This window comes from Agrobacterium vitis (assembly GCF_013337045.2).
GTDB lineage: Bacteria > Pseudomonadota > Alphaproteobacteria > Rhizobiales > Rhizobiaceae > Allorhizobium > Allorhizobium vitis_B.
Map to the genome: position 1 here is coordinate 221829 of NZ_CP118262.1, position 23236 is coordinate 245064.

Genomic DNA, 23236 nt, shown 5'->3' on the forward strand with positions numbered 1-23236 from the left:
TCGCCGCAACCGAAGTGCTTTGCAAGATCGCAAGGGAGGTCTCATGACCAGACGAAAAGTGGACAGGATTGAGCCGGTTTCAGCGATAGACCCATCGAACCCCGTCAGTGTCTGCCAGACAAATTCGATCCTTACGGATCCCGACGGTCGCTGGGTTGCGGCCCGCCAATCGGCCATCACCGCAGCAATGGAGCGTCTAGACCCGACGAAAGACGCGCACCGTCGAGAAAAAGCCCCTACATTTTCAGGGGAAAACGAACGCATTGGAAAACAGGCCGACAGTCGCACACGCTTCGGCAATGGCGTTTTCTACATCTGAACGCGCAGGGCACACACGTCCCAAGCGCAGAAAAAAGGAAAGACTAAAATGAGCAACAGGACACCGAAAACCGCCAGCGCCGATGAAATATGGCTGAAGCGCTACTATTTCATGCGAGCAATTTTCTCCATCATATGGGTCGCCCTGGCGCTTACTGTCGGGCGGCAATCCTTCGGCGTCGCCGCTCTTTTGCTGGTTATCTATCCCGCATGGGACGCGTTTGCAAACTTCGTTGATGCCGGGCGAAACGGCGGACTTGCGAGCAACCGCAGCCAGGCTTTCAATTTTGGGGTCAGCTCCCTCATGACTGTGATCGTGATCGACGCGCTGACGATGAGCATGAACTGGGTTCTTGCTGTGTTCGGGCTGTGGGCGATCTTCTCAGGCCTGCTCCAGCTCAGTGCCGCCGTTCGCCGCTGGAAAACGAGCGGGGGCCAGTGGGCGATGATTCTTAGTGGCGGGCAATCAGCGGTCGCAGGTATCTTCTTCGTCCTTCAGGCGCGCATGCCTGATGAGCCGTCGATTGCGAATGTTGCTGGTTACGCAGGCTTGGGCGCCTTCTATTTTCTCCTGTCTGCCGTCTGGTTGAGCGTTCGCGACATGCGCAGAGCGAAAGCCTGATTTCTGGCGCGTCGCCCGAGTTTGTTGTCGACATGGATCCCGCCCTAAGACGCGGTGCAGGGTTGAGTTCATCTCGCGGCGTTGCACCGCCGCGTGGAAGAGATCTCGCTACCGCCGCAATTTTTTTGGCATGGGCAGGCCGGCGATCACAAGTCGCTAACACCGTCAGAGGAATGGCGGTGTGCAGGCAGCGATCAGTTCTAGGACATCGTCGCCGGCGTTTCTAAAGCGATGTGGTTCCCGACTGTTGAAAAGGTAGGCTTCTCCGGCCTTGAGAACCCCGACCCGATCGCCCACCGTCAATTCCAATGTGCCAGAAAGCACAATCCCGCCTTCATACGAGTCGTGCTGGAACATCGTCTCTCCGGTATCGGCGCCGGGCTGGTAGCGCTCGAAAAGCAGTTGCAAGTTAGCCGCGGCGGCATCGCCAACCTGAAGCAGTTCAATCTTCGCTTGATGCTGCAAGGCCAACGGCATCTGCTGTGCGAGGTCGGTCAGATCTGAACATTTGAAGAAAATCTGGTTTGGATTGCCGGTTGATTCATGAAAGAAATCGCCAAGCGTCATTGGTATGCCGCCAATGATCTTACGGAGTGAGGAAACGGAAGGGCTGCTCTTGTTGCGCTCTATGACCGAGATGAGGCCGTGCGGTACTCCAGAGCGGGCCGCTAACTCCCTTTGAGATAGGCCCGCGGCCACCCTGACCTCGGTCAGCCGTTTACCTACGTCGAATTCCATAGCGCTGTCATTCACCAGATCCATTCTAGCTCCGTTTAAAATTATATCCGCTCAGAATGAAATTTTGAGCATTGAAAGTCGTGGGCATCCGTGCTTTATTTTGAACGTTACAGCAGAAATATCGACATTATGCGCGGTATTTTGACCGAAGCAATAGTGAAGACACGATGTGATCTTCATCTTTCCCCTCCTAACACACGCCGCAGCCGGCGAACCTGTGGCGCGAGGGTTTAAAGCACATTCGAAAATTGGAGACCGATATGACGAATTCCTCCCAAGAGAACTGCGTCGAAGCCCGCCTCAGGATCATTGAAGACAAGCTTGCCATTTACGAACTGATTGCGTCGCATCCACCGAGTGCTGATACCGGCCACGCCGAATACACCAGCTCGGTCTATCTTGAAAACGGCGTATTCGATCGCGGCCCTGCTCTCGATGGTGCCGAGGGTGTCGATGCGATTGCCGCGTTCATCCAGCGACCGGCCCATGACGAGGCGATGCGCGGCGGTCTGGCACATTTCACCGGGTTGCCTTTAATCGATCTGCGTGGCGATAAGGCAGTCGTGACCTCTTATCTCATGATTATTCATCTGGACCACCAGGGTGTACCGCGCGAACTTGCCAACCACGGCACGTCAAACGGCTATCGTATCCATCGCGCAGTCGCAAACCGCTGGATGCTGGAGCGGCACGATGGTCGCTGGAGAGTGGCGAAACGCACTCTGTTGCCCATCGACGGTTCCGACGGTCCGCGCGACCTTTTAAAGCAGGGGCTCGACGATGTTCTCGCCCGTTATTCCACCTCGAACGAAGCGGCTCTTTCCCATGCGTGATCTGACAGAGCAAAACCGGTTATTCGTGGAGCAGCTTTTCGAAACTCTGTCCAGAGATGGCTGGGGACAGGGTTTTCTAGACGCCCTTGATGAAGATGTCGTCTTCAATCCCATGGGGCAATCTCCAATCGCCGGCCGGTATCAAGGTAAAGAGGTGTACGATAGACAGGTTCTCCGTCCTTTGCACGATAAGCTGGCCAGCCGTCCAAAGTTGGTTTTTGATACGGCGATCGTTGAAGATGACATGGCCGCCGTGCGCTTTCATTCCGTGGGCGGCAAGGGCGTCAACGGTGCCGACTTCAGTATCGACTATTTCTGGATGTTAAAGATCAGGGACGCAAAGATCGTTGAAATCTGGGGCTATTACGATACCGGGAAGATGAGGGACCTATTTGATCCCGAATACAAGAAACCGACGAGGAACTAGGGCGATCTGCACATAAGAGGTCGCGATAAGGCGCGAGCATGGGCTCGCGCTACTTGGCCAAAAGCGCTTCGAGCCGGTCAAATCGCTGCAAACGCCTGCCGCTCTGTCCGGACGCCAAAAACCGAATTGCGGATTTCTAAATGCCTGTTCCGTTACTTAGGCCACGATCGGTTAAGGTGGTCAATATTCGCTGGTAACTTCGCGCGTCTCGGCATCGAGCGTGAGGCGGATCCAAGGCGGCTTTCAGCTTCATCAAAACCTGAATTTTTGGCGCGTCACATGGGTGTGGAGTGACAGACAATGTCGATATTTCTACCTATCAGAAGGTAGATAAGAATTAAGTAAGGAGAACGACTTGGAAACATCTGAAATTCAAACACTCTTGGCGCCGGTTCGCCAACGCATCGACAATCTTGATGCGGCCCTCATCCATATTCTCGCCGAGCGGTTTCGCTGCCCTGATGAGGTGGGCATGTTGAAGGCCGAGCACGCGCTGGCTTCTAAGGATCACGACCGAGAGAATCGCCAGTTCGTACGCGCTAGAAGCATAGCAGTCGAGTCTGGTTCGGATCCCGAGATGATTGAAGAGATTCTCAAATTCGTCATCAGCCAGGTCGTTGATCGGCACGAGAGGATGGCGGATGGCTACAGGCAAACGCGCGGGGGATCGGGCCCCCCTAAGGCTCAAAAGACATGTGATGCAGCCCTTCTAACAAGACATTCGACCGGAGTTGAACCAGGTGAAAATTAACCGTCGGACCTTTACCACATCCATATTGGCTGCAACCGCAACTGCCGCCATGCCAACAGTGAGTCAGTCAACCGCCCCAGATGAATTCAAATCCCGAAATGTCGTGCTGCTTCACGGGCTTTTTGCCGACGGCTCATCCTGGTCGGAAGTGATCCCTCTACTTCAGGCTCAAGGGTTGAATGTCACCTCGGTGCAAAATCCGCTGACGACACTGCCCGAGGCCGTTCAGGCGTGTTACAGGGTGCTCGACCGGCAGGAGGGGCCGGCAGTGCTGGTAGGCCACTCGTTTTCCGGAATGATCGTCACCGAAGCCGGTATGCATCGTACCGTCTCTTCGCTGGTCTATGTGGCGGCTCGCGCACCCGACGCCAACGAAGACTATTCGGCCCTCGCCAAGAAGTTCGCTACACCTCCAGGTTCAGCAGGGGTGGTCTTCGATAAAGATGAAGGGCGGCTCACGGAGGACGCCTTTCTGCGGGACTTCGCGCCTGACTTGCCAGTGACCAAAGCTAAGGCATTGTATGCGGCTCAGTGGCCCTTTCAGAAGGGCCTACTTGCGGGACGAACGACAGCTGCCGCGTGGCACTCGAAGCCCTCCTACTACGCAGTGTCCACTCAGGATCGTATCATAGATCCCGAGCTACAGCGGTTTTTGGCGAAACGGATGAAAGCAAAGACGATCGAGCTGGCCTCCAGCCACGTTTCGCTGCTCTCGCATCCGACGGAAATCTCGGAGGTCATCATCGAAGCAACAAAGTCGTGAGAACTGCCGGCCTGGAAATCACTCTCAGGCGCCGCCCCGCAATTTCTCAGAGAAGAAGTGGATAGATCGATGAACGATATCGTGGTTCGTCGCGCACTAAGACGCGAGCTCGGAAACATCGAACAAATTGGGATCATGGCCTATGAGGAATTCCGTACGGACGTCTCGCCTGCCGTCCTGAATGCATACTTTGCCGATCTGCGGAATTTGAACTATCAGTGGGACCATGCCGAGGTCCTTGTAGCCGAGATCGATGGTGAACTCGGAGGAAGCGTCATGTACTACGCGGATGCAAGTACGGAAGGTTTGGGGCTGCCGAGCGACTGGGCCGGTTTCCGCAAACTGGCGGTAGCGCCCCGGATGAGAGGCAAGGGTATTGGACACAAGCTGGTTGAACATTGCGTCGGCGTAGCACGCGAGAATAGCGCATTCACAATTGGAATCCACACGACAAGCTTCATGACGTCCGCCAGACGGATCTACAGCAAATTTGGTTTCAAACGCTGCCCCTCGTTCGACAGGAAAGTCAGTGACATCCTCAACATAGATCGCAATGCCGATGATTTCGACATTATTGCTTGCAGGCTTGAGTTGATGTGAGCAGCACGAACTCACTTTAGGTGCGAATTGATTTGGCGGCCGTGCGCCGGATCTATGGTCTCAGAGGATTTGCCTTCGTCGACAAAAGGGTAGTTCTCCTCCGTTCGGCACTATCAGACACATACCGGTGCGTAAGATTAGCGTTAGGCTGGCCGACGCCGATGGCTTGGTTGACACGCTGATCAGGCAGCCCGGTGGAAAAGTGGTGATCCTCTTAAAGCATTGGCTCGATTGGCCTCCCCAGCGATCAAGTTGCTGGATGCTTAAGAAACACCAGAGAACGAAAAAACTGCATTAGCGAGGCCCTGGCCTCTCGAACGAGTTAAAAAGCAGGAGAGAAAATGATAATGCAGCTTACAATTGCTAATCAAAACGAGATCGACATTGTGGTTGATCTTGTTAACGAGGCATATCGCGGCGTCTCGAACCACGGCTGGACGACGGAAGCCGGTCTGATAGAAGGACATCGGGTTGATCGAGCAGCTGTCAAAAGGATGATCGACGGAGAGCAGACCAAAATCCTGCTCGCAAAAGATCAGACCTCCCACCAAATTCAGGGATGCGTGGCGGTTCGCCCGGTGAAAAATAACGAATGGTATCTGTCGATGCTGGCGGTCAATCCGGCGCGTCAAACTACAGGCATCGGCAGATCAATCATGACCGCGGCCGAAACGTTCGTCGGCGAACGGGGTGGGTTTTCGATAGACATCTCGGTTATCGGGATCCGGGATAGCTTGATCGCCTGGTATGAGCGGAGGGGTTACGAAAAAACTGGAGAAATCGAGCCTTTCCCTTACGATGACCCAAGTGTGGGGGTACCGCTCCTGGACGATCTGACGCTGATTACACTCCGCAAATCGTTGCCGCGCCCATGACAACGAAAAACTTCTGGATCAGGTGACCTGTGCAATTCCCAGGGCCAGAAGGCGACGCCTGTTGCCCAAGGACGGACGAATGATGCAGTAACCTCTGATCTGCCGACTGTGATCTCGCTACAACGATATGAATTCACACCGACCATGATCTCTCAGTTCCTGGATCCCTGCAGTTCAGGAAGTCTGCTTTGCATATCGCGCTCACAGAGCATGCCGTTCTAAGATTTGGAGGGGGTGAGGAAGCTCAATCGCGTTGATTGCTTTCGCCTGCGAGCGGCAGGAATAGCCGGTCGCCATGATCACGGTGTCATCCGATGCGGCGGCGATGGGGCCGGCCCAGCTCATGGCATAGAGCTGTTCTGAGACGGCGCGGTTGCGGGTCTGGTGGCCGAAGGTCCCGGCCATACCGCAGCATCCGGCCCGGATCGTGTCGAGCTTGATCTGAACGGCGTCGAAGACGGCTTTCCACTGGGACGTCGAGGCTGGTGCATTGCTGCGTTCCGTACAATGCGGCAACAGCTGAAAGCGCTTGCCTGGGGGCGGCATGATGCTTTTCGCCAGCCGCTCGAGATTGGCGGCCAGCCATTCCTGCGGCAGCAGAACAGGTGCGGATGGCTCGATCCCTGTGATGCCCTTGTACTCGCTGCGAAAGGCGAGTGTCATTGACGGATCGAGGCCGACAAGCGTCACGCCGGTCTCGGCAAGCCGCTCCAGGTAGTTCGCAGTCTTGAGGGCCGCTTTCTCAAACTGGCCGAGATAGCCATGCACGTGCAGCGCCTTGCCATTGACAAGCGATGCGGCGAGCATTGGCGACAGCCCCATCTTCTGCGCCAGCTTGATCGCGGCGATCACCACGTCAGGATCGAAGGACGCCGTGAAGGCATCCGGCACGAAGACGACGATGGCCTGCCGCTCTGCGGCCGGAAGCCTGGCCAGAACCTCGGGGTCCGCAGTAGCGATGCCGAGACGGCTTGCCGCTGTTTGCAGTGAGGTTTTCGGCAGGAGCGGAAGCGATGTCAGGCCGGCGGCCCGCATCAGGCGCTGACCAAGAGCTGTCCCTGCGGCGAGATTGTAGAGCGGCCGGATCCTTCTCATCCACGGCAGAGTGGTTTCGATCGCCGAGACGAGCGGGTCCGTCAGCGGCCGCAGGTAGCGGCCATAATATAGCTCGAGAAACTTGGAGCGGAAGGCGGGAACGCTAACCTTCACGGGACATTGCCCGGCGCAAGCCTTGCACGCGAGGCAGTTATCCATGGCCTCGCGCACCTCATGGGAAAAGTCGGCGCGGTTTTTAGGATTGAGGCTGTTGTAGAGGCGTACCGGAAGGCTAACCAGCGCGTTGCCGCCCCGCAGCCGCCCAGCTTCTTTGCGAGGATCGATCTGCTTGTCGGCGAGCAGCCGCAGCCATTCCCGCATGAGCATTGCGCGGCCCTTCGGTGAGAACCGCCGATCGCGCGTTGCCTTGAAGGAGGGACACATCGGGCTCGTCTCGTCGAAATCGAAACAGGCGCCATTTCCGTTGCAATAGGCGGCGTTATCGAAGGCGGCGCGGATTTCGTTGCCGATCGCCTGGTCGTATGCACCGCGCAGCGGCACCTCGTCGATCTTCAGGAGAGGGGCGGGAGCCGAGGACGGCGCGGCGATCTTGCCGGGGTTGAGCCGGTTTTCCGGGTCGAAGGCGCGCTTGATGTCCTGGAGGTCGGGATAAAGATCGCCGAAAAACTCGGGCACATATTCGGACCGCACGCCCTTGCCATGCTCGCCCCACAAAACGCCGCCATGTTTGCGTGTCAGCGCCACAACGGCATCGCTGATCTGCCGCACCATCGGCACATGATCCCCGCGGGTGAGATCGAGCGCCGGGCGCACGTGTAGCACGCCGGCATCGACATGCCCGAACATTCCGTACGAAACACCGGCATCGTCGAGCAGCGCACGGAACTCGCGGATATAGGCCGCCAGGTTCTCCGGCGGTACCGCCGTGTCCTCGACGAAGGCAACCGGCCTGATGGGGCCATCGACATTGCCGAGGAGGCCGACGGCGCGCTTGCGCATCGTCCAGATCGCCTCGATATCCTGAGGATCGCGGGCAACCGTGTAGCCGAGGCGTCCGGCTTCCTGCCCCCGATCGAGCGTTTCGGTCAGAGCGCCAAGCTTCTCCTCAAGCTCGGCCACATTATCGGCAAGCACCTCGACGATGTTAATGCCGTTCGCCGGGATCGCGTCCCCATCCGGAAAGAAGCGGGCGATGCCGGTCCAGATGATGTCCTGCCGGGCAAGCCCCAACACCTTTTCGTCCACGGTCTCGACCGAGGCGACCTTCAGGGCCGTCAGGCTGCGGGCATCCTTGAGCGCGGCGTTGAAGTCGCCATAGCGGATATTGACGAGTGCGGCCTTGGCGGGGATCGGCAGCAGATTCAGCTCCGCCTCGGCAATCATCGCCAGCGTGCCTTCCGAGCCGCAGAGGATGGCGTTCAGGTCGAAGCGGCCGTCCTCGCGGTGGATATGGGCGAGGTCGTAACCGGTCATGTAGCGGTTGAGTTTTGGAAATACCGCGGCGATGCGCTCGCGCTTTTGCCGCGCGATCGTCTCCACCGTGCGGTGGATGTCGCCGATGCGATCCTGTTGCGCCATGATGCCGGCAAGCTCGGCATCATCCATCGGCCGCGACCACCAGTCTGAACCGTCGGTCAGGACGATATGCAGGCCGAGCACGTGATTGGAGGTCTTGCCATAGAGGCAGGAGCCCTGGCCGCAAGCATCCGTCGAGACCATGCCGCCGATCGTCGCCCGATTCGAGGTGGAAAGCTCAGGTGCGAAAAACAGGCCATATGGCTTCAGCGCCCGGTTCAGCTGATCCTTGACGACTCCGGCTTGTACGCGGGCGGTCCGTCTTACGGGATCAATTCCCAGAATGCGGTTCATGTGGCGGGAACAATCAATCACCACACCTGATGTCAGCGACTGGCCATTGGTGCCTGTGCCGCCGCCGCGAGGGGCGATCGTTATCTTCTGGAAGCGGCGCTCCAACAGGACGCTGGCGATCACCTTCAGATCATCGACGCCCTTCGGAAACAGGATGCCGGACGGCACGATCTGGTAGATCGAATTATCGGTCGCCGAGACCGTCCGCGAGGCAGCCTTGGTTTCCACGTCACCAGCAAATCCGGCTTCAACGAGACGTTCGAAGAAGCCGGGTTGTGATGGTTGCTGACCATGATCAGAGCGAAGACGTGGGATCATTGTAGGTGCTGCCGGGACCCGTTAGGTCCGCAATGCGGCGCAGGCGCGCTCGATGCGGTCGAGGGCCTCAACAAGCTCTGGTTTGGATGTCGCGTAGGAAATCCGGAAATAGGGCGAAAGCCCGAATGCTGATCCCGGAACCACCGCAACATGCGCCTCTTCCAGAAGGTAGTCGGTGAAATCCTGATCGGTTTCCAGCCTCTTGCCCTTGGGCGTCGTCTTGCCCAAAACGCCTGAACATCCCGAGAATGTGTAGAATGCGCCTTCTGGCGCGCGGCATTCCAGACCATCGATCGCGTTCAGCCGCGAGACGACGAGATCGCGCCGCTGGCGGAAGCTGTCGCGCCGACCCTTCAGGAAATCCTGGGGACCGTTCAACGCCTCGACGGAAGCGGCTTGGCCGACGGAGGAGGGGCAAGACGTGGCCTGGCTCTGAATGACTGCCATGGCCTTGATGAGCGCCTTGGGGCCGCCGGCATAGCCGATGCGCCATCCAGTCATCGCATAGGCCTTCGAGACGCCATTGATGGTGAGCGTGCGCTCCTTCAGGCGCGGCTCGATCGCGACCGGCGTTACGAATGCGAAATCATCATAGACGATGTGCTCGTACATATCGTCCACCATCAGCCAGACATGCGGATGGCGCAGAAGCACATCGAGCAGCGGGCGATAGTCTTCGGCGCTGTAGGCAGCGCCCGAGGGGTTGGACGGCGAGTTGAGAAGTACCCAGCGCGTCTGCGGGGTAATCGCCTTTTCCAGTTGCTCTGCCTGCAGGCGGAAGCCCGCCTGTGCATCACAGGGGATGAGCACGGAAACGCCGCCGCAGATCTCGACGATATCGGAATAGGACGTCCAGTAGGGCGTCGGGATGATCACTTCGTCGCCAGGGTCGATGCTCGACATGAAGGCGTTGAACAGGATCTGCTTGGCGCCCGTCGCGACCGTCACTTCCTCGGTCGTATAGTCGACACTGTTTTCACGTCGGAACTTTTCGACGATCGCCTTCTTCAGCGCCGGTGTGCCGTCGAGAGCGGTGTATTTCGTCTCCCCGGCATCGATCGCTCGTTTCGCGGCATCCTTGACGTTGTCGGGCGTGTCGAAATCGGGCTCGCCGGCGCCGAGAATGATGACCGGAAGGCCCCCACGCTTCATGGCGGCCGCTTTCGCGCCGATCTGTAGGATTTTTGAAACGCCAACTGTAGCGATCCGCGAAGCGAGTTTGAAACTCGCCCCTTCGATATTGTTAGAAGTCATAGCCTGCATGTCCTGTTCGGGATACGACGAGACGGTCGATAGGCATCGCCACATCTTCACACACAGCGTGTGTTGACGCCCAAAGCACGCTCGTTCGCGCTGGTGTTCTATTCGGCAGCAAGGCGGCCAGTGAGGTGATCGATGCAGGCCTGAATGGAGGCGCGTTCAATCTCGCCGTAGTGTTCGAACTCGTTGAGAACCTCGGCGCCTAAATCAGTCTCGAAGCGCTGCTGGTTCGGGCCAGCGACGAATTCCTGCTGTGCGCCATCGCCGAGGTTGGATTGGAAAATCCCGGCCGCGCTAACCGGCAGGAAATCTTCATAGACGATCGGGTCGAACTGGACGAGACCTTGCGAAACAAGGCTCTCGATATCAGCATTAGGATCCGTCGATGCTTTCATGCCCTTCTCCGTCAGCGAATAGCTGAAATAGCCGAGCCCTTCGGCGCGGATCGTCGCCCAGTCATCAGGGAAGGCTTCGAAGGTGGCCGAAAGTGCCGCCTCGTAGGCCTCCGCGTTCGAGCCGTCAGCCGCCGGGCGAACGACCTTGCGCGACTGTTCCAGAAGCCTGTCGTAAAGACCGCGACCCTTCGGCGTCAGTGCGATGCCGCGTTGTTCGATTTCGCCAAAACGCGCCGTGTGCGAGCCAGTCTGCCAGCCGCCTTTGCCATCCGAAAAAGCAACGGCTTCTTCAAGTGCCTTGAACGACGTCTGGCGCAACAATATGGAGCAGCGCCGGGTCGGCGGCCCTTCAACAACTGCCTTGGGAGCAATGCCGTAATCGGGCATTAGGCGCTGTACTTTATCGATATCAAGCGTACGCGGCGTCAGGTGATTGATATGCGGGCCCTTGAAAGACACGACGTCGGCGATCAGGCGGTGCGCGTCGTGCAGACGGTGATACATCGCTACGTCGACGATCGCCTTGTCGTGCCAGCGGAAGGTTTCGAGCACCGCAGCGACGAAACGATCGGCATCCTCCGTGGCCAGGCCACCGTGTTCTTCAGCCTTCTTCGTCAGGGCGATGGCCTCATCGGTGAAGATGCGGCGCGTCGAAAGGATCATTGCAGCTTCGTCGCGCAGCTGCGCGTCTCCAATGAGATCGAGGCGGAGCAGCGAGGTGAAGACGCGGAACGGGTTGCGCTTCAGCGCGCCGTCACCCACCGGTCGGAAGGCGGTTGAGTGAACGGGAACGCCCGCGGTCGAGAGATCGTAATAGCCGACCGGATACATACCCATGACGGCAAAGACGCGGCGCATCATCGCCAGTTCCTCAGCCGTTCCGAGACGGATCGCGCCGTGACGCTCCTCGGAAATGCGCTCCAGATTCTCGGTCGCTTCAAGGCGCGCTGCAAGCTCGGGCTGTTCCGAGAGCGTTTCGGCATTCACCCGCGCGACCAGTTCCAACAAAGTCCCGTAGGCCGGGACTTCGTCGCGGTACATAGACGACATGGCTGCGGAAAAAGTGGCGCGTATATCGCTAGAGGGTACATGTCTTGTCATCATCTTGGCTTTCAATGGGATGTTGAACGAGGTTGTCTCTTGTTAAGAGACCGTTGAACAGGCGACAAAGCCCGCGTCTGCTTGCAGTGCTTTCGGGCGATTATCGCGTAGTCCGAGACGACGCGAACCGTTGCGCCGTGACGAGAGGAAATCGGCCTCGTCGCCCAATCGGGCGTCATTAAGGGGCGAACATCATCGATTCTGCCCGCATGCCGCGGCACGTACGATGGCGTACCACGATTTCTCAAGTGGCGATCCATCACGCTATCCGTCTCAAGCTTGGTCGTGAAAGACATGCATGGATCGATGCCGACTCGATTGCCTGATAACGAGCAAACTCGTTCAGAACGGTCTGCCCCAGATCCCGCTCAAAACCAGCTTGGTCAGGACGAGCACCGAACTGCTCGTTTTGATTGTCATGACCGTTCCAATGAAATGCGCCAGCGCCGCTGCTCGGAAGGAAGCCTTCGTAGATGATGGGATCGGCGCGCACGCGACCCATCGTGATTAGATCTTCGAGATCGTGGTATGGGGAAAAGGGCTTGTTGTCCAAACGAGAATAGAAGAAATACCCCAGTTTCCTTTCACGTATTTCTTTCCAATCATCTGGAAATTGAGTGAAGGCATCGGCGAGCGCAGCCTGGTAGTCCTTGGCGTTCGAGCCGTCGGCAGCAGGCACGGTCACTCTTCTCGTGTCAGTCAAAAGCCGATCGTAGAGCTTTCGGCCCTTAGCCGTCAGGGCGATACCTCGTTGCACAATTTCACCAAATCGGGCGGTGTGCGATCCCTGATGCCCATTAGCTTTTTCAAACGAGACACCTGCAACCGACTTGAAAGAAAACTGCCTCAGAAAGATCGGGCATTTGCGCGGCGGAGGACCGGCAATCACGGGAGTGGGCGTGATCCCAATGAGTGGTATTCTCGCCTGCACCGTATCGATGTCGAGTGTGCTGGCTGTGAGATGATTGATGTATGGTGCTTTCAACGAAACGACATCTGCCACTTCATGGTGATCATGGCGAAGGCGCTCAAATTCTTTCGGCACGCCCGATGAATATTGCCATCGGAATGTCGCTACCACGGATGCGACGAACCGCACCGCATCGTTTCGGGTCAAGCCTCCATGCAGCTCGGCTTTCGCAACCAATGCAAGGGTTTCTTCCGTAAATATCTTTCGACGCGCAAGTATCCTTGAAGCTTCGGATCGGAGCGGTAGATCCGAGATGAGGTCTAGCCTGAGTAGGGAAGTGAAAACCCGAAATGGCTTCCTCAACAAGGCTGTGGTCTCGACAGGTCGAAACGAAGTCGAATGGATAGGGACGCCCGCTTCCGACAAGTCATAGTAGCCGACAGGATACATGCCCATGACCGCGAACAAGCGACGGGTGTCATTAAGTTCGCTGGCAATGCCTAGCAGAATTGAAACATGCGGTTCTTCGCCAACGCGCTCCAGCGTTGCGTCGGATGGCGGTTGTTCTCTTAACCTCGATCGTCGCGCCAGTAAATTTTCGTCCACCTTCGACACAAGGTCGATCAATGTGGCATACGCAGGAACCTCTTCTCGGCACATGGAAGACATTGCCGAGGAAAAGGCTGCTCTTATGTCATCGGGTGACATAAATGTGGAAACCACGATCCGACTGCCTTTATTGTTGTTGCCTGACATTGGTGGTGAGCGCGGCGCCGTCGCGTCGCGCCGCATCATCGCAAACGGTTTTTGAAGAGGGCGACCAGGAGCCGCCGAACAAGCCGAGCGACATTGCCGAACTGGATGTCTCCCAACTCGTTACCCATACGGCGTGCAAATTCGAGGTCCGGTATGTCGATCATGGCACCCTCTCGCCGCGGCTACCGCAGCAGATGTTGCTTAACTTATTTGGAAGCCGCTTTTCTCGCCTCCATTTTTGCCTCCATTCCAGCGCGCTCAAGCAACTCAATTGAAAGCCCACCGAAAGCTTTCGGCAGCCACACGATCCGGGTCCCGGAAGGAGACTCGAGCGCCTCTTTCGAGATTGGCTGGCCATTTTCATTCTCGGGCTGAACGCCTGAGGCAAGGAGTTCATCATAAGCCTCAAGCATGTCCGGCACGGTGTAGCAGAGCCGGTAGATCGTACCTTCGCCTTTTTCCTCAATCAGATCCTTGAGATTGCCTGCATGAGGCTGGACCAGGAAGAAGCGTTCATCACCGTTGAACATGATGATGTACTCGACGTGGAACCCATCACGGTTCCAGACGATTTTCTCCGATGCGGTGCAATTTAAGACCCTTCGGTAATATTCGACCGCCTTATCAAGATCATGGACCAAAATGTCCACATGGCTGAATTTGAGTTCCATCGTTCACCTGCTCGTTTCGTTTACTGCTGGAGAAAAACCGTCTTAAAAGCCTGAAGCGGCCGTAGCCTGAAATGGATTCACGCCTGAAATCATCAGGCCGGCGTCATCAAACATGATCCCGCAAGGGTTTCCGAACTCGAATGTCGACAAGCCTTCCGTTCGGACTTCAAGGGCATGACCCATGTCTTCCAATTTTCGGAGCACAGCCTTGGGAATGCGTGAATCTGCGATTATCGTCTCTCCTTCGAGATCAAGCCTCGGATGGGAAACCGCGGCTTGCATCGGCAAGTCGTGATCCATGAAGAGCGTCAGAATTTGTGCGACCGCGGGGATGATTTTTCGTCCGCCGGACGCGCCCAAGGTTGCGAGAGGTTTCCCGTCCTCGTCAAATACAAGGACGGGGCTCATATTCGAACTCGGCCTTTTGCCCGGTGCGACGGAATTCATCTGGCCAGCAATGGGACTGAACCCGATCATCCCGTTGTTGAGCAAAATGCCGTGTTCACTGGTCACCAGAGAACCAAAGTTCCCGACCACTGTTTCGGTTAGGCCAACCATGCAACCGTCGCTGTCTGCGGCCGAAATATGGACAGTTCCCTCGTGTCGCGCCGGCTTTCCGGACGTCGCATCGCCGTCCGACGTTCCCGGCTGGAATTCGAATGGATCGACATCCGTCCTGCTTGCCGAAACGCGGTCGACGCTGATGGTTTTTGCCACTTCCGCCGCAAATTCAGGACTGGAAAGTCCTTTCCAGGGTCCATCGACCACATCGGTGTCGCCGTTGAAGGCGTCTCGATATTGCCAACTCCGTTTCAGGGCTTCGGCGACGAGATGATATCGATATGCGCTGTCAGAACCATGGCCGGAGAGGTCGAACTGGTTCATCAAGTTCAAGAACAGCGCCAGTGTTGGAGACGCATAGGGAACGTAGTCGACAGCGAAGTTTCGGTATCTCACAGTGGATGGTTGATATCTGCGGACCGTGTAGTTCTCCAGGTCTGAAGTCTCTAACAGCCCGCCGGAAGCCTTCACCGACCGGGAGATGCCTTCCGCGATTTCACCTCGGTAAAATATGTCTGCTCCACCTGCAGCAACTTTCGTCAGTGTGTCGGCAAGGGCAATCTGGACATGGACATCCGCTTTGCCAATCACTGAGGGACGGTACGTGTACACGCCGTCCCTGAGGAATTGCCGCGCAGTCGCAGGAAATTTCTGCATCTGATCGGCATGAACGGAGAGCATAAGAGAACCGTACCAGTCCATCGAGAAGCCTGATCTTGCAGCCTCGATCGCCGGTCCGACCACCGCGCTCCATGGCAGCCGTCCAAATTCGGATGAGACAGCATGCAGACCTGCGATCGACCCCGGAGTGCCGACCGCCAAACCGCCAATTTCATTCAACTGGTCCTTGATCCCGGTCCATCCAAAAAGTCCTGGCGCTGCATCGTCTTCCATCGGAAACATGGCGGCGTGAGCCCGTTGCGGGGCTTCGTAGAGGTAGTTGATTGCAGTTTTTCCCTTGATGGGATGGCTGATGATCATCAAGCCACCACCGCCAATCGTGTTGGCCATCGGCTGCACGACACTACCGACGAGCGAAGCGCCTATCGCCGCATCGACGGCGTTGCCACCTTTTTCTAGGATTTTCCTGCCAGCCTCGGCTGAGAGAGGATGCCGCGCGACGACCATGCCGTTCTTCGACCTGGCCTCTGTCTTATCGTGCACCCATTCTGATGACTGTGCCTGCCGTTCCATGCTACCCACCCGCTAAATCCACGCGCCAAGGCCCGCCGTCAGACTTATGTGACGGGCCGTTCAAACCACCAGTTATTCACAAGGCTCTGTTGTCGGTCAGCTACCGAGCAAAACTGTCTCGGCAGGATCCCAGTAGACTGGAAGCTCTCCAGAGGTGAAGTCGATCTTTGTTCGCAACCGATGTGGAATCTGAACCATAAGTTCACCTACGGGCGATTGGAGGTTCAATAAAGTGTTGCTGCCATGAAACCTTGTTTGGGTGACGCGGCAATTGATCGACCGATTTGGCGCCGAATCTTTATCGACCGCGACATGAAGCCACTCGGGACGAACCGCAACCTTTGCGGATCCGCGATGGATCAGATCATTAGCAGCAAAATGAAGCGGCAATCCCGTGACAGGCTCGATGAGCGCTCGACGCCCGTCCAGTTGTTTCCACTCACCTGATAAGACGTTGCATTCGCCCACGAATTTGGCAACGAACGTGTTCACTGGCTTCTCGTACAACTCGAGAGGCGTGCCTTGCTGTTCGATGATGCCGTCCCTCATGACAACGACCCTGTCAGCCATCGCCAGAGCCTCGTCCTGGTCGTGAGTTACATAAACGAAAGTCGTACCAAGGCGCTGATGTAGATCCTTCAACTCGGTCTGCATCGCATCCCTCAGGCGCCGGTCAAGCGCTCCGAGCGGTTCGTCAAGTAGGAGGATTGGTGGCGAATAGACAAGAGAGCGTGCCAGAGCGACACGTTGCTGCTGCCCGCCCGACAGTTCGCGAGGGAGCCGGTCGCGATGTGCCGACAGATCGACCATTGCGAGCGCCCGTTCTACCTTTGCCTCGATCTCAGCGCTCGGACAACGTCTGATTTCCAAGGGAAACGCAATGTTTCGTTTGACCGTGAGGTGTGGAAACAAAGCGTAGTGCTGGAAGACGACACCCAGATTTCGGTCGTAGGGCGGTAAATCTTTAGGCAGTACCTTGCCGTCGATCTCGACCTCTCCCTCGTCAATGCTCACAAAACCTGCGATCGCTCCCAGGAGCGTGGTTTTGCCACATCCAGAAGGGCCGAGAAGCGCGATGAACTCGCCAGGCTTGATTTCGAGGGAGACACCCTTAAGAGCCTGAAGTGACCCGTAGCTTTTCTTAAGGCCAGAAATCTTCAGGCTACCGCTTTGGGACTGAGAGCCCGGAAGACGGGTTTCGTTGGTTTCGCTCGTCATTGGTCTTTCGATCTGCGCTTGATATGTCATTTGGAGGCTCCTGCGTCCGCAGCGAGATGATGCATGTCATCGGCGATGACGACGGGTCGGTTTCGCTCAAACAATCGCGTCGCGGCGAATACGACAACAACCGCCAGGATCAGAACCGTACCGACCACCGCTAGCTCGGGACTAATGTTTTGGGATGTTGCGGCCCACATGCGAACGGGCAGTGTCGGCAACGCAGGCCCGGCGATGAAGAGTGTGATGATAAGCTCGTCGAAGGAAACGAGAAAGCCGAATGCGGCAGCCGAAAAGATCGACGTTTTCAACAACGGAAATTTGACTTTGCGAAGGGAGGTCAGGGGCCTCGCACCAAGGCTTGCCGCCGCAGTGTCCAAACGTTCATCGTAGCCTGCGAGCCCATTCGAAAGGTTGATAAAGGCATAGGGCAGGGCGACGACGGCATGCGCGACACTCAACGCCCAGATGCTCCCGGTCCACCCCATCTGCAGGAACACGCCATATATTCCCAGAGCAAGAACAATATGCGGAACGGTAAGAGGGCCAATTGCGACGCCGGTGATAACAAGCCTGGTTACCTTACCTGCCTTGCGGATGCGCGTCGCCAGAAAGAAACCTACTGCCACAGACAGTAGTGTTGCGAGGAAGGCAATGATCAAGCTGTTTCTGCCGGCGATGAACCATTCCTGCTTGTTGAAAGCCGTATAGTACCACGTCAACGAGAAGCCGTTTGTTGGCAGGGCGAGCAACCGAAGCGGCTGAAATGAGACGGCGATGACGTACAAAAGCGGCAGTACAAGCAACAAAAGATTGACGACCAGAAAACCATAGGAGATCGCCAGACCTTTGTGTTGCAGTGGTAAACCAGCCGCGAGGCGCGCAGCTGCCGTCGTTAGCCGACCCGTCTTTTGACGCGATGGCGAAACGCGGGGGCGATCGGTTTTCAGCTGATGTTTGATTCCGAACATTTGGGCAAGATCGACAAACTTCGCCGCAACCAGCAATAAAACCATCACTGTGCCGAGCAACGTTATAGCGAGGCTCCCGGATCTTCCCCAATCGAAAAGCTCATTGATGAACGAGTAGATAATCATCGCAACTGTCGTCTCGCTTGTGCCACCGATCAATGCCGGCGTGATGAAGAAGCCAAGAGAGACGATGAAAACGAGAAGCATCCCGGACAGAAGTCCCGAAACCGTCTGAGGATAATAGATGCGCACGAAGGTCTCGGCGGGGCGGCATCCAAGAGATCCGCTCGCAAGGGTCTGGCGACTGTCGATCGCCTGCATCGCGGTGAACAGCGGGATGATCATCAGCGGCAGTAGCATGTGGGTCATTGCGATCACCAGGCCAGGCTGCGTACCATTGAGGCTTGCGCCTTGATAGCCCAGTGCGCGGGCGGTAGTGGCCAGGATCCCGTTGTTCCCCAAAATCGCAATCCAGCCATAGGTTCTGACCAGATAGGACGTGAGGAATGGCAGGATAATCAGCGTCATCACGACCGCGCGCCAGGACTTATTTAGCCTGGTGATCGCATAGGCAGCAGGGTAGCCCAATATTGCGCAGGTTACCGTGACAACGGCTGCCAGTCGCAGGGTCCGGAATATGATTGTGGTAATTGCCGAAGAACTCAGGACCTCTTCGAAATGCTGGTAAAAGGGCTCACCGAGGCTTTTGACCACCACCAACGCAAGTGGTGCAATAAAGGTTGTGAGTAGGAATATTGCGCTGATGATCCACGTCGTCACGACTGCGACTGACATAAGGTTTGGGGTGCTAATCTTCATGAGAGCCGCCGTATTATCTCGTCCAACCGCTGCAGTGGGCAAAGGTACCACCGCTAAGCGGTTCGGGAAGGGATTTCAGATGACGTCGGCCGGCACGGCCGACGTCTAACAACCAGTCAACCTCAATTACTGAGCGAGCCAGTCGACCCACTTCTTATTGATTTCAGCAAGATTCTGATGCCAGTATGCATCATTCAGAATGTGTTGCTTCTTCAAGTTATCCGGAGACGTCGGCATCATGGAGCGGAACTCCGGAGAAATTTTCTCGGCAGCCGCAGCATAGGCTGGAGCCATTCCTGTCCGCTCAGCAAAGCGGGCTAGCACGTCTGGGCGATAGTGATACTCAAGTAGTGCGACGGCGGCGTCGACGTTCTTCGCGCCCTTGAGAAGAGCACCTCCATTCCCCACAAGGAACCCGTCGTCATACGAGAAGTTAATATTGATGCCGTCTTTCTTGGCCAGGAAGATACGATTGCTGTAGCCGACCTGATAAGTGGTCTCGCCGGTACCAAGGTTGTTGATCTGATCGGCGCCAGACGCGTTCACGAGGATTCGCGTCGCGGACTTCAAGTCCGTCAGCTTCTTGAGCGCTCTGGTAATATCAAGTGGATATAATTTGTCGGCGGGCACCCCGTCAGCGAGGAGTGCCGCCTCGAGCTGAACCGTTGGCGAAATGCGGTTAAGCCCACGCGTCCCCGGAAATTTCGCGACGTCGAAGAACTCCGCCCAGTTCTTTGGAAGAGGAACCGATGCGTCCTTGGCGGCGATTACGTAAGAATAGTTGTGAAGTATCAGCATTGCTGATGACGGATCAGGAGCTCCATGGTCCTTGGCGATTTTTGCCAGGCGCTCGTCGTGAACCAGCCAGCCTCGGCTATCACGGGACATCAATCCACCGCGGTCGAGACCGATCACCAGGTCACCAATGAATTGGCCACCCTCCATAGCCGCTTGCAGTCTTTGGCAGCACGTGTCGTCGATGATAACCTTCGCGCCCGTTTCCTTTTCGAATGGCGCGATGACCAATTCCTTCGTCGTTTCCAGCTGAGTGCCGCCGAACGTGTAAAGGACGACTTCTTGCCCTTCGAGGGGTTTTGTTTGAGCCGCCACTCCGTTGGCTAAAAGCACGGAGCCCACCAAGGCTACACTCCCAAGAAGAAGATTCAGTTTTGCTCGCAGTTTTCCAAACTGGGTTTTCATAGGTCTCTCCATTTGTTCCACTCATGTTTTGTTGCATTGCCGGCTAGGAAAGGAATCGTGCCTTGTCGCAGCCGGAATAGAGCAATCTTGTATTAGTTGTTATGCTATGTTGTAGGCTTGTATCATGTCAAGCCGTTTCTGGCTAGCATGGTGTTTTTCGGCGACCTCGCCTCTGGATTTATCGTTGTTTCACTCCAGCGCTATTGCGCTAGCCATTTTACCCAGCGGTCGCTGAGATCGCGCAAGTTCTTTTGACAGTAGTCGTCGTTGAACGGATGCTGGAGCGGCAGGTTTTCAGCCGATGTCGGCAACATCGATTTGTATTCTGGAGCGATCATGTCGACTGACGCCTTGTACGGCGGTGCCATTCCTGTTCGCTCGGCAAACCGGGCCAACACTTCGGGGCGCATATGATAGTCCAGCAGCGCGATCGCGCCCTCGACGTTTTTTGCTCCCTTGAGAAGGGCGGCCGAGTTGCCCACGATGAATCCATCGGCGTAGCTGAAATTGATCGGTATGCCGTCACGCTTTGCGAGAAACGCACGGTTACTGTACGTGACCGAATATGTCGTCTCTCCAGTTCCAAGATTGTTGATTTGATCGGCACCCGAGGCATTCATAAGGATCCTGGTCGACGCCTTGAGCTTGTCAAGCTTGCGAAATGCCCTATCGGAATCCAATGGATACAACGCGCTAGGCTCCACGCCATCGGCCAACAAAGCAGCTTCCATTTGAACGTGTGGCGACGACCGGATCATGCCCCTGGTCCCAGGGAATTTCTCGACGTCCCAAAATTCTTTCCAGCTTTTCGGAAGCGGGATCGATGGGTCCTTGGCCGCAATGATGAATGAATAGAGATTAAGCACCAGGACGCCGTCAGATCGAAGCTCCTTGGGAACGTTGTGACGGGTAGAAATGGCTTCAACTCTCGGATCATGCAAAACCCACCCCCGGGCGTCGCGAGCCATGAGGCTGCTTCGATCCAGGCCGATTATAAGATCGCCGACGAACTGTCCGGCTTCCAGTGCCGCCTGTAGCCTGGAGCAACAGGAATCGTCTATCACGACCGTCGCGCCAGTTTCCTTCTCAAATGGCTTGATCACGAGCTCCTTAGTCGTCTCGAGCTGGGTGCCGCCGGAGGTGTAAAGAACGATCTCTTGCCCCTCCAGCGATCGACCCTGTGCGACAGCCGCCGTCACAAAGGTAAGTGAAAGTAGCCCGCCCAATGTGAGGGCAACGCCTTGCAAATGCTGTCTGTGATTCATCTAGCTCTCCGCTGTTCCCGCTGCGTGTTGGAAGTGTTTCGGGACGATTGATCTCGACCTCTTGTCTTATTTGTATTAGGTTGTCTCAATGATCTAGGTTTGTCAAACGATCCTTGCGATCTTGGGGGCGCCACTAAAGGAGATTACGGTGCGTTGCGTAGCTATGCGTTGTATACGTCGTTGTTTGACGTGTTCGGCTTCCTATGACATGAGTGACAATTAAACCTCAGGTGGAATGATGGATATAAACGGTATTTTAGGGTCGGTCCGGCTCGATAAGGCCAGTGAAGTGCCGATGTATGCGCAGGTCAGGGACACCCTTCTCACAGCCATATCGAATGGACAGATCGCAGTCGGAACGCGACTGCCGCCAGTGCGAAAACTGGCGAGTTCCCTGGACGTCAATCTGATGACGGTCGCTCGAGCATACAAGGAGATGACCGAGCAGGGGGTGATCGCTGGGCGAGGGGCGCTTGGGACATTTGTCACAGGCCAGGCCAAGCCGCCGGAAGAGGCTCTTCCTGTCAAAGCAGGACGCGAATCCTACTCGGTTCGTGATGACGATACATTTGCCCGAATGCTGCAATTCAGTGGGCGGCCAGGGGTCATTCCTTTTACCCGCGCCTACCCAGACGCATCCACCGTGGACGTGGCATCATTTGAAGCCAACCTGATGCAGGTGATTTCCAGTCATCCAGAGCATGCGTATTCGTATATCCAACCTGACGGACTTTATGGACTGAAGGTAGCGTTTTCCACGTTGATGAAAACACAGCGAAATCTTCTCCTGGATCCAGAGTCTATCCTGGTTTCAAGCGGAGGGCAGCAGGCGCTAAGCCTCGTCGCGCAATCGGTCTTGAAGGCCGGCGATACGGTGATTGTTGAGCGTCCGACCTATTTCGGCGCCCTAGATCTTTTTCGCACGCTCGGAGTGAAAGTTCTTGGCGTCCGAATGGAAAAGGACGGAATGGATATTGAGGAGCTTGAGCATGTCGTAAGCACCTCGAAGCCCAAGCTTTTGTTTCTCATCCCGACATTCCATAACCCTACCGGCATCACCACGTCTCTGGAGAAGCGCCGCGCCATCCTGGAGATCAGTCGGCGCTATGGTGTTGCCATCCTTGAGGATGATTGCTGCTCGGAGCTTCGTTACGTCGGCAGCAGTCTACCATCAATAAAGGCTCTCTCTGAGCCGCTCGACGAGATTTATTACTTCTCAAGCATGGGTAAGGCATACATTCCGGGCCTGCGCTTGGGCATGGTTGCACCGCCGCGAAGCCGGCTTGGCGATATCGTCAAACAGAAATCGGTTGCCGATCTGCACACATCGCCGCTGCTGCAAAACGCATTCCAGCTCTATCTCGAGTCGGGAGCCTACAAAGCCAGTCTGTCGAATACGTGTGACACCTACAGAAATTTGCTCGACAAGATCTGCGACGAGCTGGCCGCCGTCATGCCCGCCGGCGCAAGTTTCATGAAGCCTGATGGCGGGTTGAACATCTGGCTGAATTTACCGGTGGAAGTCGACTCTATCGACTTCTTCTATGCATGCCTCCAGCGGAACGTGAGTGTGCTCGTGGGCCGGCACTTCTACCCGGACAGTGGAGAGACAAATACCATTAGGCTGAGCTTTGGCCATTCGGACCAGCAGACGATGGTGACAGCTGTAGCTGCAATGGGGGATGCGGCCCGGGAATTGCAAGGGCGTACCTCTCTACGTTTCCCGGTGCTCGTGTAAACGACCA

At 56.4% G+C, this 23236-nt stretch carries 21 protein-coding genes; 10 read left to right on the forward strand and 11 right to left on the reverse strand.

Going from position 1 to position 23236, the window contains the following annotated elements:
- The first annotated feature begins 43 nt into the window (after window positions 1-43).
- Both G6L01_RS26920 and G6L01_RS26925 read left to right on the forward strand, forming a co-directional pair.
- The gene (locus G6L01_RS26920; protein WP_174096537.1) at window positions 44-319 is read left to right on the forward strand and encodes a hypothetical protein; all 276 of its coding nucleotides are present in this window, start codon (window positions 44-46) and stop codon (window positions 317-319) included.
- A 48-nt stretch (window positions 320-367) separates the two neighbouring features.
- Entirely contained in the window at window positions 368-940 is a 573-nt protein-coding gene (locus tag G6L01_RS26925) for a DUF308 domain-containing protein (protein ID WP_174096538.1), read from the forward strand.
- A 165-nt stretch (window positions 941-1105) separates the two neighbouring features.
- Here the strand turns inward: G6L01_RS26925 and G6L01_RS26930 are convergent, their stop codons facing one another.
- Window positions 1106-1702, reverse strand: a complete 597-nt coding sequence (locus tag G6L01_RS26930) for a cupin domain-containing protein (protein ID WP_202032389.1) — start codon at window positions 1700-1702, stop codon at window positions 1106-1108.
- A 236-nt stretch (window positions 1703-1938) separates the two neighbouring features.
- On the opposite strand from G6L01_RS26930, the gene G6L01_RS26935 reads away from it, so the two are divergent.
- The 6 genes from G6L01_RS26935 to G6L01_RS26960 all read left to right on the forward strand — a co-directional run bounded on the left by G6L01_RS26935 (window position 1939) and on the right by G6L01_RS26960 (window position 5927).
- A complete protein-coding gene (locus tag G6L01_RS26935) occupies window positions 1939-2511 on the forward strand; it encodes a nuclear transport factor 2 family protein (RefSeq protein WP_174096539.1) in 573 nt (190 codons plus the stop codon).
- On the forward strand, window positions 2504-2938 hold the full coding sequence (locus tag G6L01_RS26940) for a nuclear transport factor 2 family protein (RefSeq protein WP_174096540.1): 435 nt from the start codon (window positions 2504-2506) through the stop codon (window positions 2936-2938). The genes G6L01_RS26935 and G6L01_RS26940 overlap by 8 nt, the downstream gene beginning before the upstream one ends.
- Before the next feature lie 355 nt (window positions 2939-3293).
- Complete coding sequence (locus G6L01_RS26945; protein WP_202032390.1) at window positions 3294-3689, forward strand: chorismate mutase; 396 nt, start codon at window positions 3294-3296, stop codon at window positions 3687-3689.
- Between the two features lie 49 nt (window positions 3690-3738).
- Window positions 3739-4452 (forward strand): alpha/beta fold hydrolase, encoded by a 714-nt coding sequence (locus G6L01_RS26950; protein ID WP_202032399.1) that lies wholly within the window; start codon window positions 3739-3741, stop codon window positions 4450-4452.
- Between the two features lie 69 nt (window positions 4453-4521).
- Window positions 4522-5052 carry a GNAT family N-acetyltransferase gene (locus G6L01_RS26955; RefSeq protein ID WP_174096542.1) on the forward strand — a complete coding sequence of 177 codons (531 nt, stop codon included), beginning with the start codon at window positions 4522-4524 and terminating at the stop codon, window positions 5050-5052.
- Window positions 5053-5393: 341 nt separating this feature from the next.
- Window positions 5394-5927 (forward strand): GNAT family N-acetyltransferase, encoded by a 534-nt coding sequence (locus tag G6L01_RS26960; protein WP_174096543.1) that lies wholly within the window; start codon window positions 5394-5396, stop codon window positions 5925-5927.
- 201 nt (window positions 5928-6128) lie between these two features.
- Here G6L01_RS26960 and ydiJ read toward each other — a convergent pair whose 3' ends face one another.
- The 4 genes from ydiJ to hglS (G6L01_RS26980) form a co-directional block, all read right to left on the reverse strand.
- Window positions 6129-9170 (reverse strand): D-2-hydroxyglutarate dehydrogenase YdiJ, encoded by a 3042-nt coding sequence (gene ydiJ / locus G6L01_RS26965; protein ID WP_174096544.1) that lies wholly within the window; start codon window positions 9168-9170, stop codon window positions 6129-6131.
- Window positions 9171-9191: 21 nt separating this feature from the next.
- Window positions 9192-10424 (reverse strand): pyridoxal phosphate-dependent aminotransferase, encoded by a 1233-nt coding sequence (locus tag G6L01_RS26970; protein WP_174096545.1) that lies wholly within the window; start codon window positions 10422-10424, stop codon window positions 9192-9194.
- A 107-nt stretch (window positions 10425-10531) separates the two neighbouring features.
- Window positions 10532-11929: a 2-oxoadipate dioxygenase/decarboxylase HglS gene (gene hglS / locus G6L01_RS26975; protein ID WP_174096636.1), complete on the reverse strand. Its 1398-nt coding sequence runs from the start codon at window positions 11927-11929 to the stop codon at window positions 10532-10534.
- Window positions 11930-12185: 256 nt separating this feature from the next.
- On the reverse strand, window positions 12186-13562 hold the full coding sequence (hglS, locus tag G6L01_RS26980; protein ID WP_174096637.1) for a 2-oxoadipate dioxygenase/decarboxylase HglS: 1377 nt from the start codon (window positions 13560-13562) through the stop codon (window positions 12186-12188).
- On the opposite strand from hglS (G6L01_RS26980), the gene G6L01_RS26985 reads away from it, so the two are divergent.
- Window positions 13495-13647, forward strand: a complete 153-nt coding sequence (locus tag G6L01_RS26985) for a hypothetical protein (protein ID WP_174096419.1) — start codon at window positions 13495-13497, stop codon at window positions 13645-13647. The genes hglS (G6L01_RS26980) and G6L01_RS26985 overlap by 68 nt on opposite strands.
- A 151-nt stretch (window positions 13648-13798) precedes the next feature.
- Here the strand turns inward: G6L01_RS26985 and G6L01_RS26990 are convergent, their stop codons facing one another.
- From G6L01_RS26990 to G6L01_RS27015, 6 genes are all read right to left on the reverse strand, one after another.
- Complete coding sequence (locus tag G6L01_RS26990; RefSeq protein WP_174096546.1) at window positions 13799-14263, reverse strand: VOC family protein; 465 nt, start codon at window positions 14261-14263, stop codon at window positions 13799-13801.
- Window positions 14264-14305: 42 nt separating this feature from the next.
- Window positions 14306-16018 carry a gamma-glutamyltransferase gene (gene ggt, locus G6L01_RS26995; RefSeq protein ID WP_174096547.1) on the reverse strand — a complete coding sequence of 571 codons (1713 nt, stop codon included), beginning with the start codon at window positions 16016-16018 and terminating at the stop codon, window positions 14306-14308.
- A gap of 96 nt (window positions 16019-16114) precedes the next feature.
- Entirely contained in the window at window positions 16115-17266 is a 1152-nt protein-coding gene (locus tag G6L01_RS27000) for an ABC transporter ATP-binding protein (protein WP_174096548.1), read from the reverse strand.
- Window positions 17263-19026, reverse strand: coding sequence for an ABC transporter permease (locus tag G6L01_RS27005; protein WP_174096549.1), 1764 nt, complete (start codon window positions 19024-19026; stop codon window positions 17263-17265). Before G6L01_RS27005 ends, G6L01_RS27000 begins: the two co-directional genes overlap by 4 nt.
- A gap of 126 nt (window positions 19027-19152) precedes the next feature.
- A complete protein-coding gene (locus G6L01_RS27010; RefSeq protein ID WP_174096550.1) occupies window positions 19153-20226 on the reverse strand; it encodes an extracellular solute-binding protein in 1074 nt (357 codons plus the stop codon).
- A gap of 200 nt (window positions 20227-20426) precedes the next feature.
- On the reverse strand, window positions 20427-21491 hold the full coding sequence (locus tag G6L01_RS27015; protein WP_174096551.1) for an extracellular solute-binding protein: 1065 nt from the start codon (window positions 21489-21491) through the stop codon (window positions 20427-20429).
- A gap of 235 nt (window positions 21492-21726) precedes the next feature.
- Here G6L01_RS27015 and G6L01_RS27020 point away from each other — a divergent pair, with 235 nt between their 5' ends.
- Window positions 21727-23229: an aminotransferase-like domain-containing protein gene (locus tag G6L01_RS27020; protein WP_345799436.1), complete on the forward strand. Its 1503-nt coding sequence runs from the start codon at window positions 21727-21729 to the stop codon at window positions 23227-23229.
- Window positions 23230-23236 lie beyond the last annotated feature (7 nt).

What these genes read in the sequence shown, in the direction of transcription:
- G6L01_RS26920 (WP_174096537.1), top strand. Translation starts at nt 44, where the DNA reads ATGACCAGACGAAAAGTGGACAGGATTGAGCCGGTTTCAGCGATAGAC.
- G6L01_RS26925 (WP_174096538.1), top strand. Translation starts at nt 368, where the DNA reads ATGAGCAACAGGACACCGAAAACCGCCAGCGCCGATGAAATATGGCTG.
- G6L01_RS26930 (WP_202032389.1), bottom strand. Translation starts at nt 1,702, where the DNA reads ATGGATCTGGTGAATGACAGCGCTATGGAATTCGACGTAGGTAAACGG.
- G6L01_RS26935 (WP_174096539.1), top strand. Translation starts at nt 1,939, where the DNA reads ATGACGAATTCCTCCCAAGAGAACTGCGTCGAAGCCCGCCTCAGGATC.
- G6L01_RS26940 (WP_174096540.1), top strand. Translation starts at nt 2,504, where the DNA reads ATGCGTGATCTGACAGAGCAAAACCGGTTATTCGTGGAGCAGCTTTTC.
- G6L01_RS26950 (WP_202032399.1), top strand. Translation starts at nt 3,739, where the DNA reads ATGCCAACAGTGAGTCAGTCAACCGCCCCAGATGAATTCAAATCCCGA.
- G6L01_RS26955 (WP_174096542.1), top strand. Translation starts at nt 4,522, where the DNA reads ATGAACGATATCGTGGTTCGTCGCGCACTAAGACGCGAGCTCGGAAAC.
- G6L01_RS26960 (WP_174096543.1), top strand. Translation starts at nt 5,394, where the DNA reads ATGATAATGCAGCTTACAATTGCTAATCAAAACGAGATCGACATTGTG.
- ydiJ (WP_174096544.1), bottom strand. Translation starts at nt 9,170, where the DNA reads ATGATCCCACGTCTTCGCTCTGATCATGGTCAGCAACCATCACAACCC.
- G6L01_RS26970 (WP_174096545.1), bottom strand. Translation starts at nt 10,424, where the DNA reads ATGACTTCTAACAATATCGAAGGGGCGAGTTTCAAACTCGCTTCGCGG.
- hglS (WP_174096636.1), bottom strand. Translation starts at nt 11,929, where the DNA reads ATGATGACAAGACATGTACCCTCTAGCGATATACGCGCCACTTTTTCC.
- G6L01_RS26985 (WP_174096419.1), top strand. Translation starts at nt 13,495, where the DNA reads ATGGAAGACATTGCCGAGGAAAAGGCTGCTCTTATGTCATCGGGTGAC.
- G6L01_RS26990 (WP_174096546.1), bottom strand. Translation starts at nt 14,263, where the DNA reads ATGGAACTCAAATTCAGCCATGTGGACATTTTGGTCCATGATCTTGAT.
- ggt (WP_174096547.1), bottom strand. Translation starts at nt 16,018, where the DNA reads ATGGAACGGCAGGCACAGTCATCAGAATGGGTGCACGATAAGACAGAG.
- G6L01_RS27000 (WP_174096548.1), bottom strand. Translation starts at nt 17,266, where the DNA reads ATGACATATCAAGCGCAGATCGAAAGACCAATGACGAGCGAAACCAAC.
- G6L01_RS27005 (WP_174096549.1), bottom strand. Translation starts at nt 19,026, where the DNA reads ATGAAGATTAGCACCCCAAACCTTATGTCAGTCGCAGTCGTGACGACG.
- G6L01_RS27010 (WP_174096550.1), bottom strand. Translation starts at nt 20,226, where the DNA reads ATGAAAACCCAGTTTGGAAAACTGCGAGCAAAACTGAATCTTCTTCTT.
- G6L01_RS27015 (WP_174096551.1), bottom strand. Translation starts at nt 21,491, where the DNA reads ATGAATCACAGACAGCATTTGCAAGGCGTTGCCCTCACATTGGGCGGG.
- G6L01_RS27020 (WP_345799436.1), top strand. Translation starts at nt 21,727, where the DNA reads ATGATGGATATAAACGGTATTTTAGGGTCGGTCCGGCTCGATAAGGCC.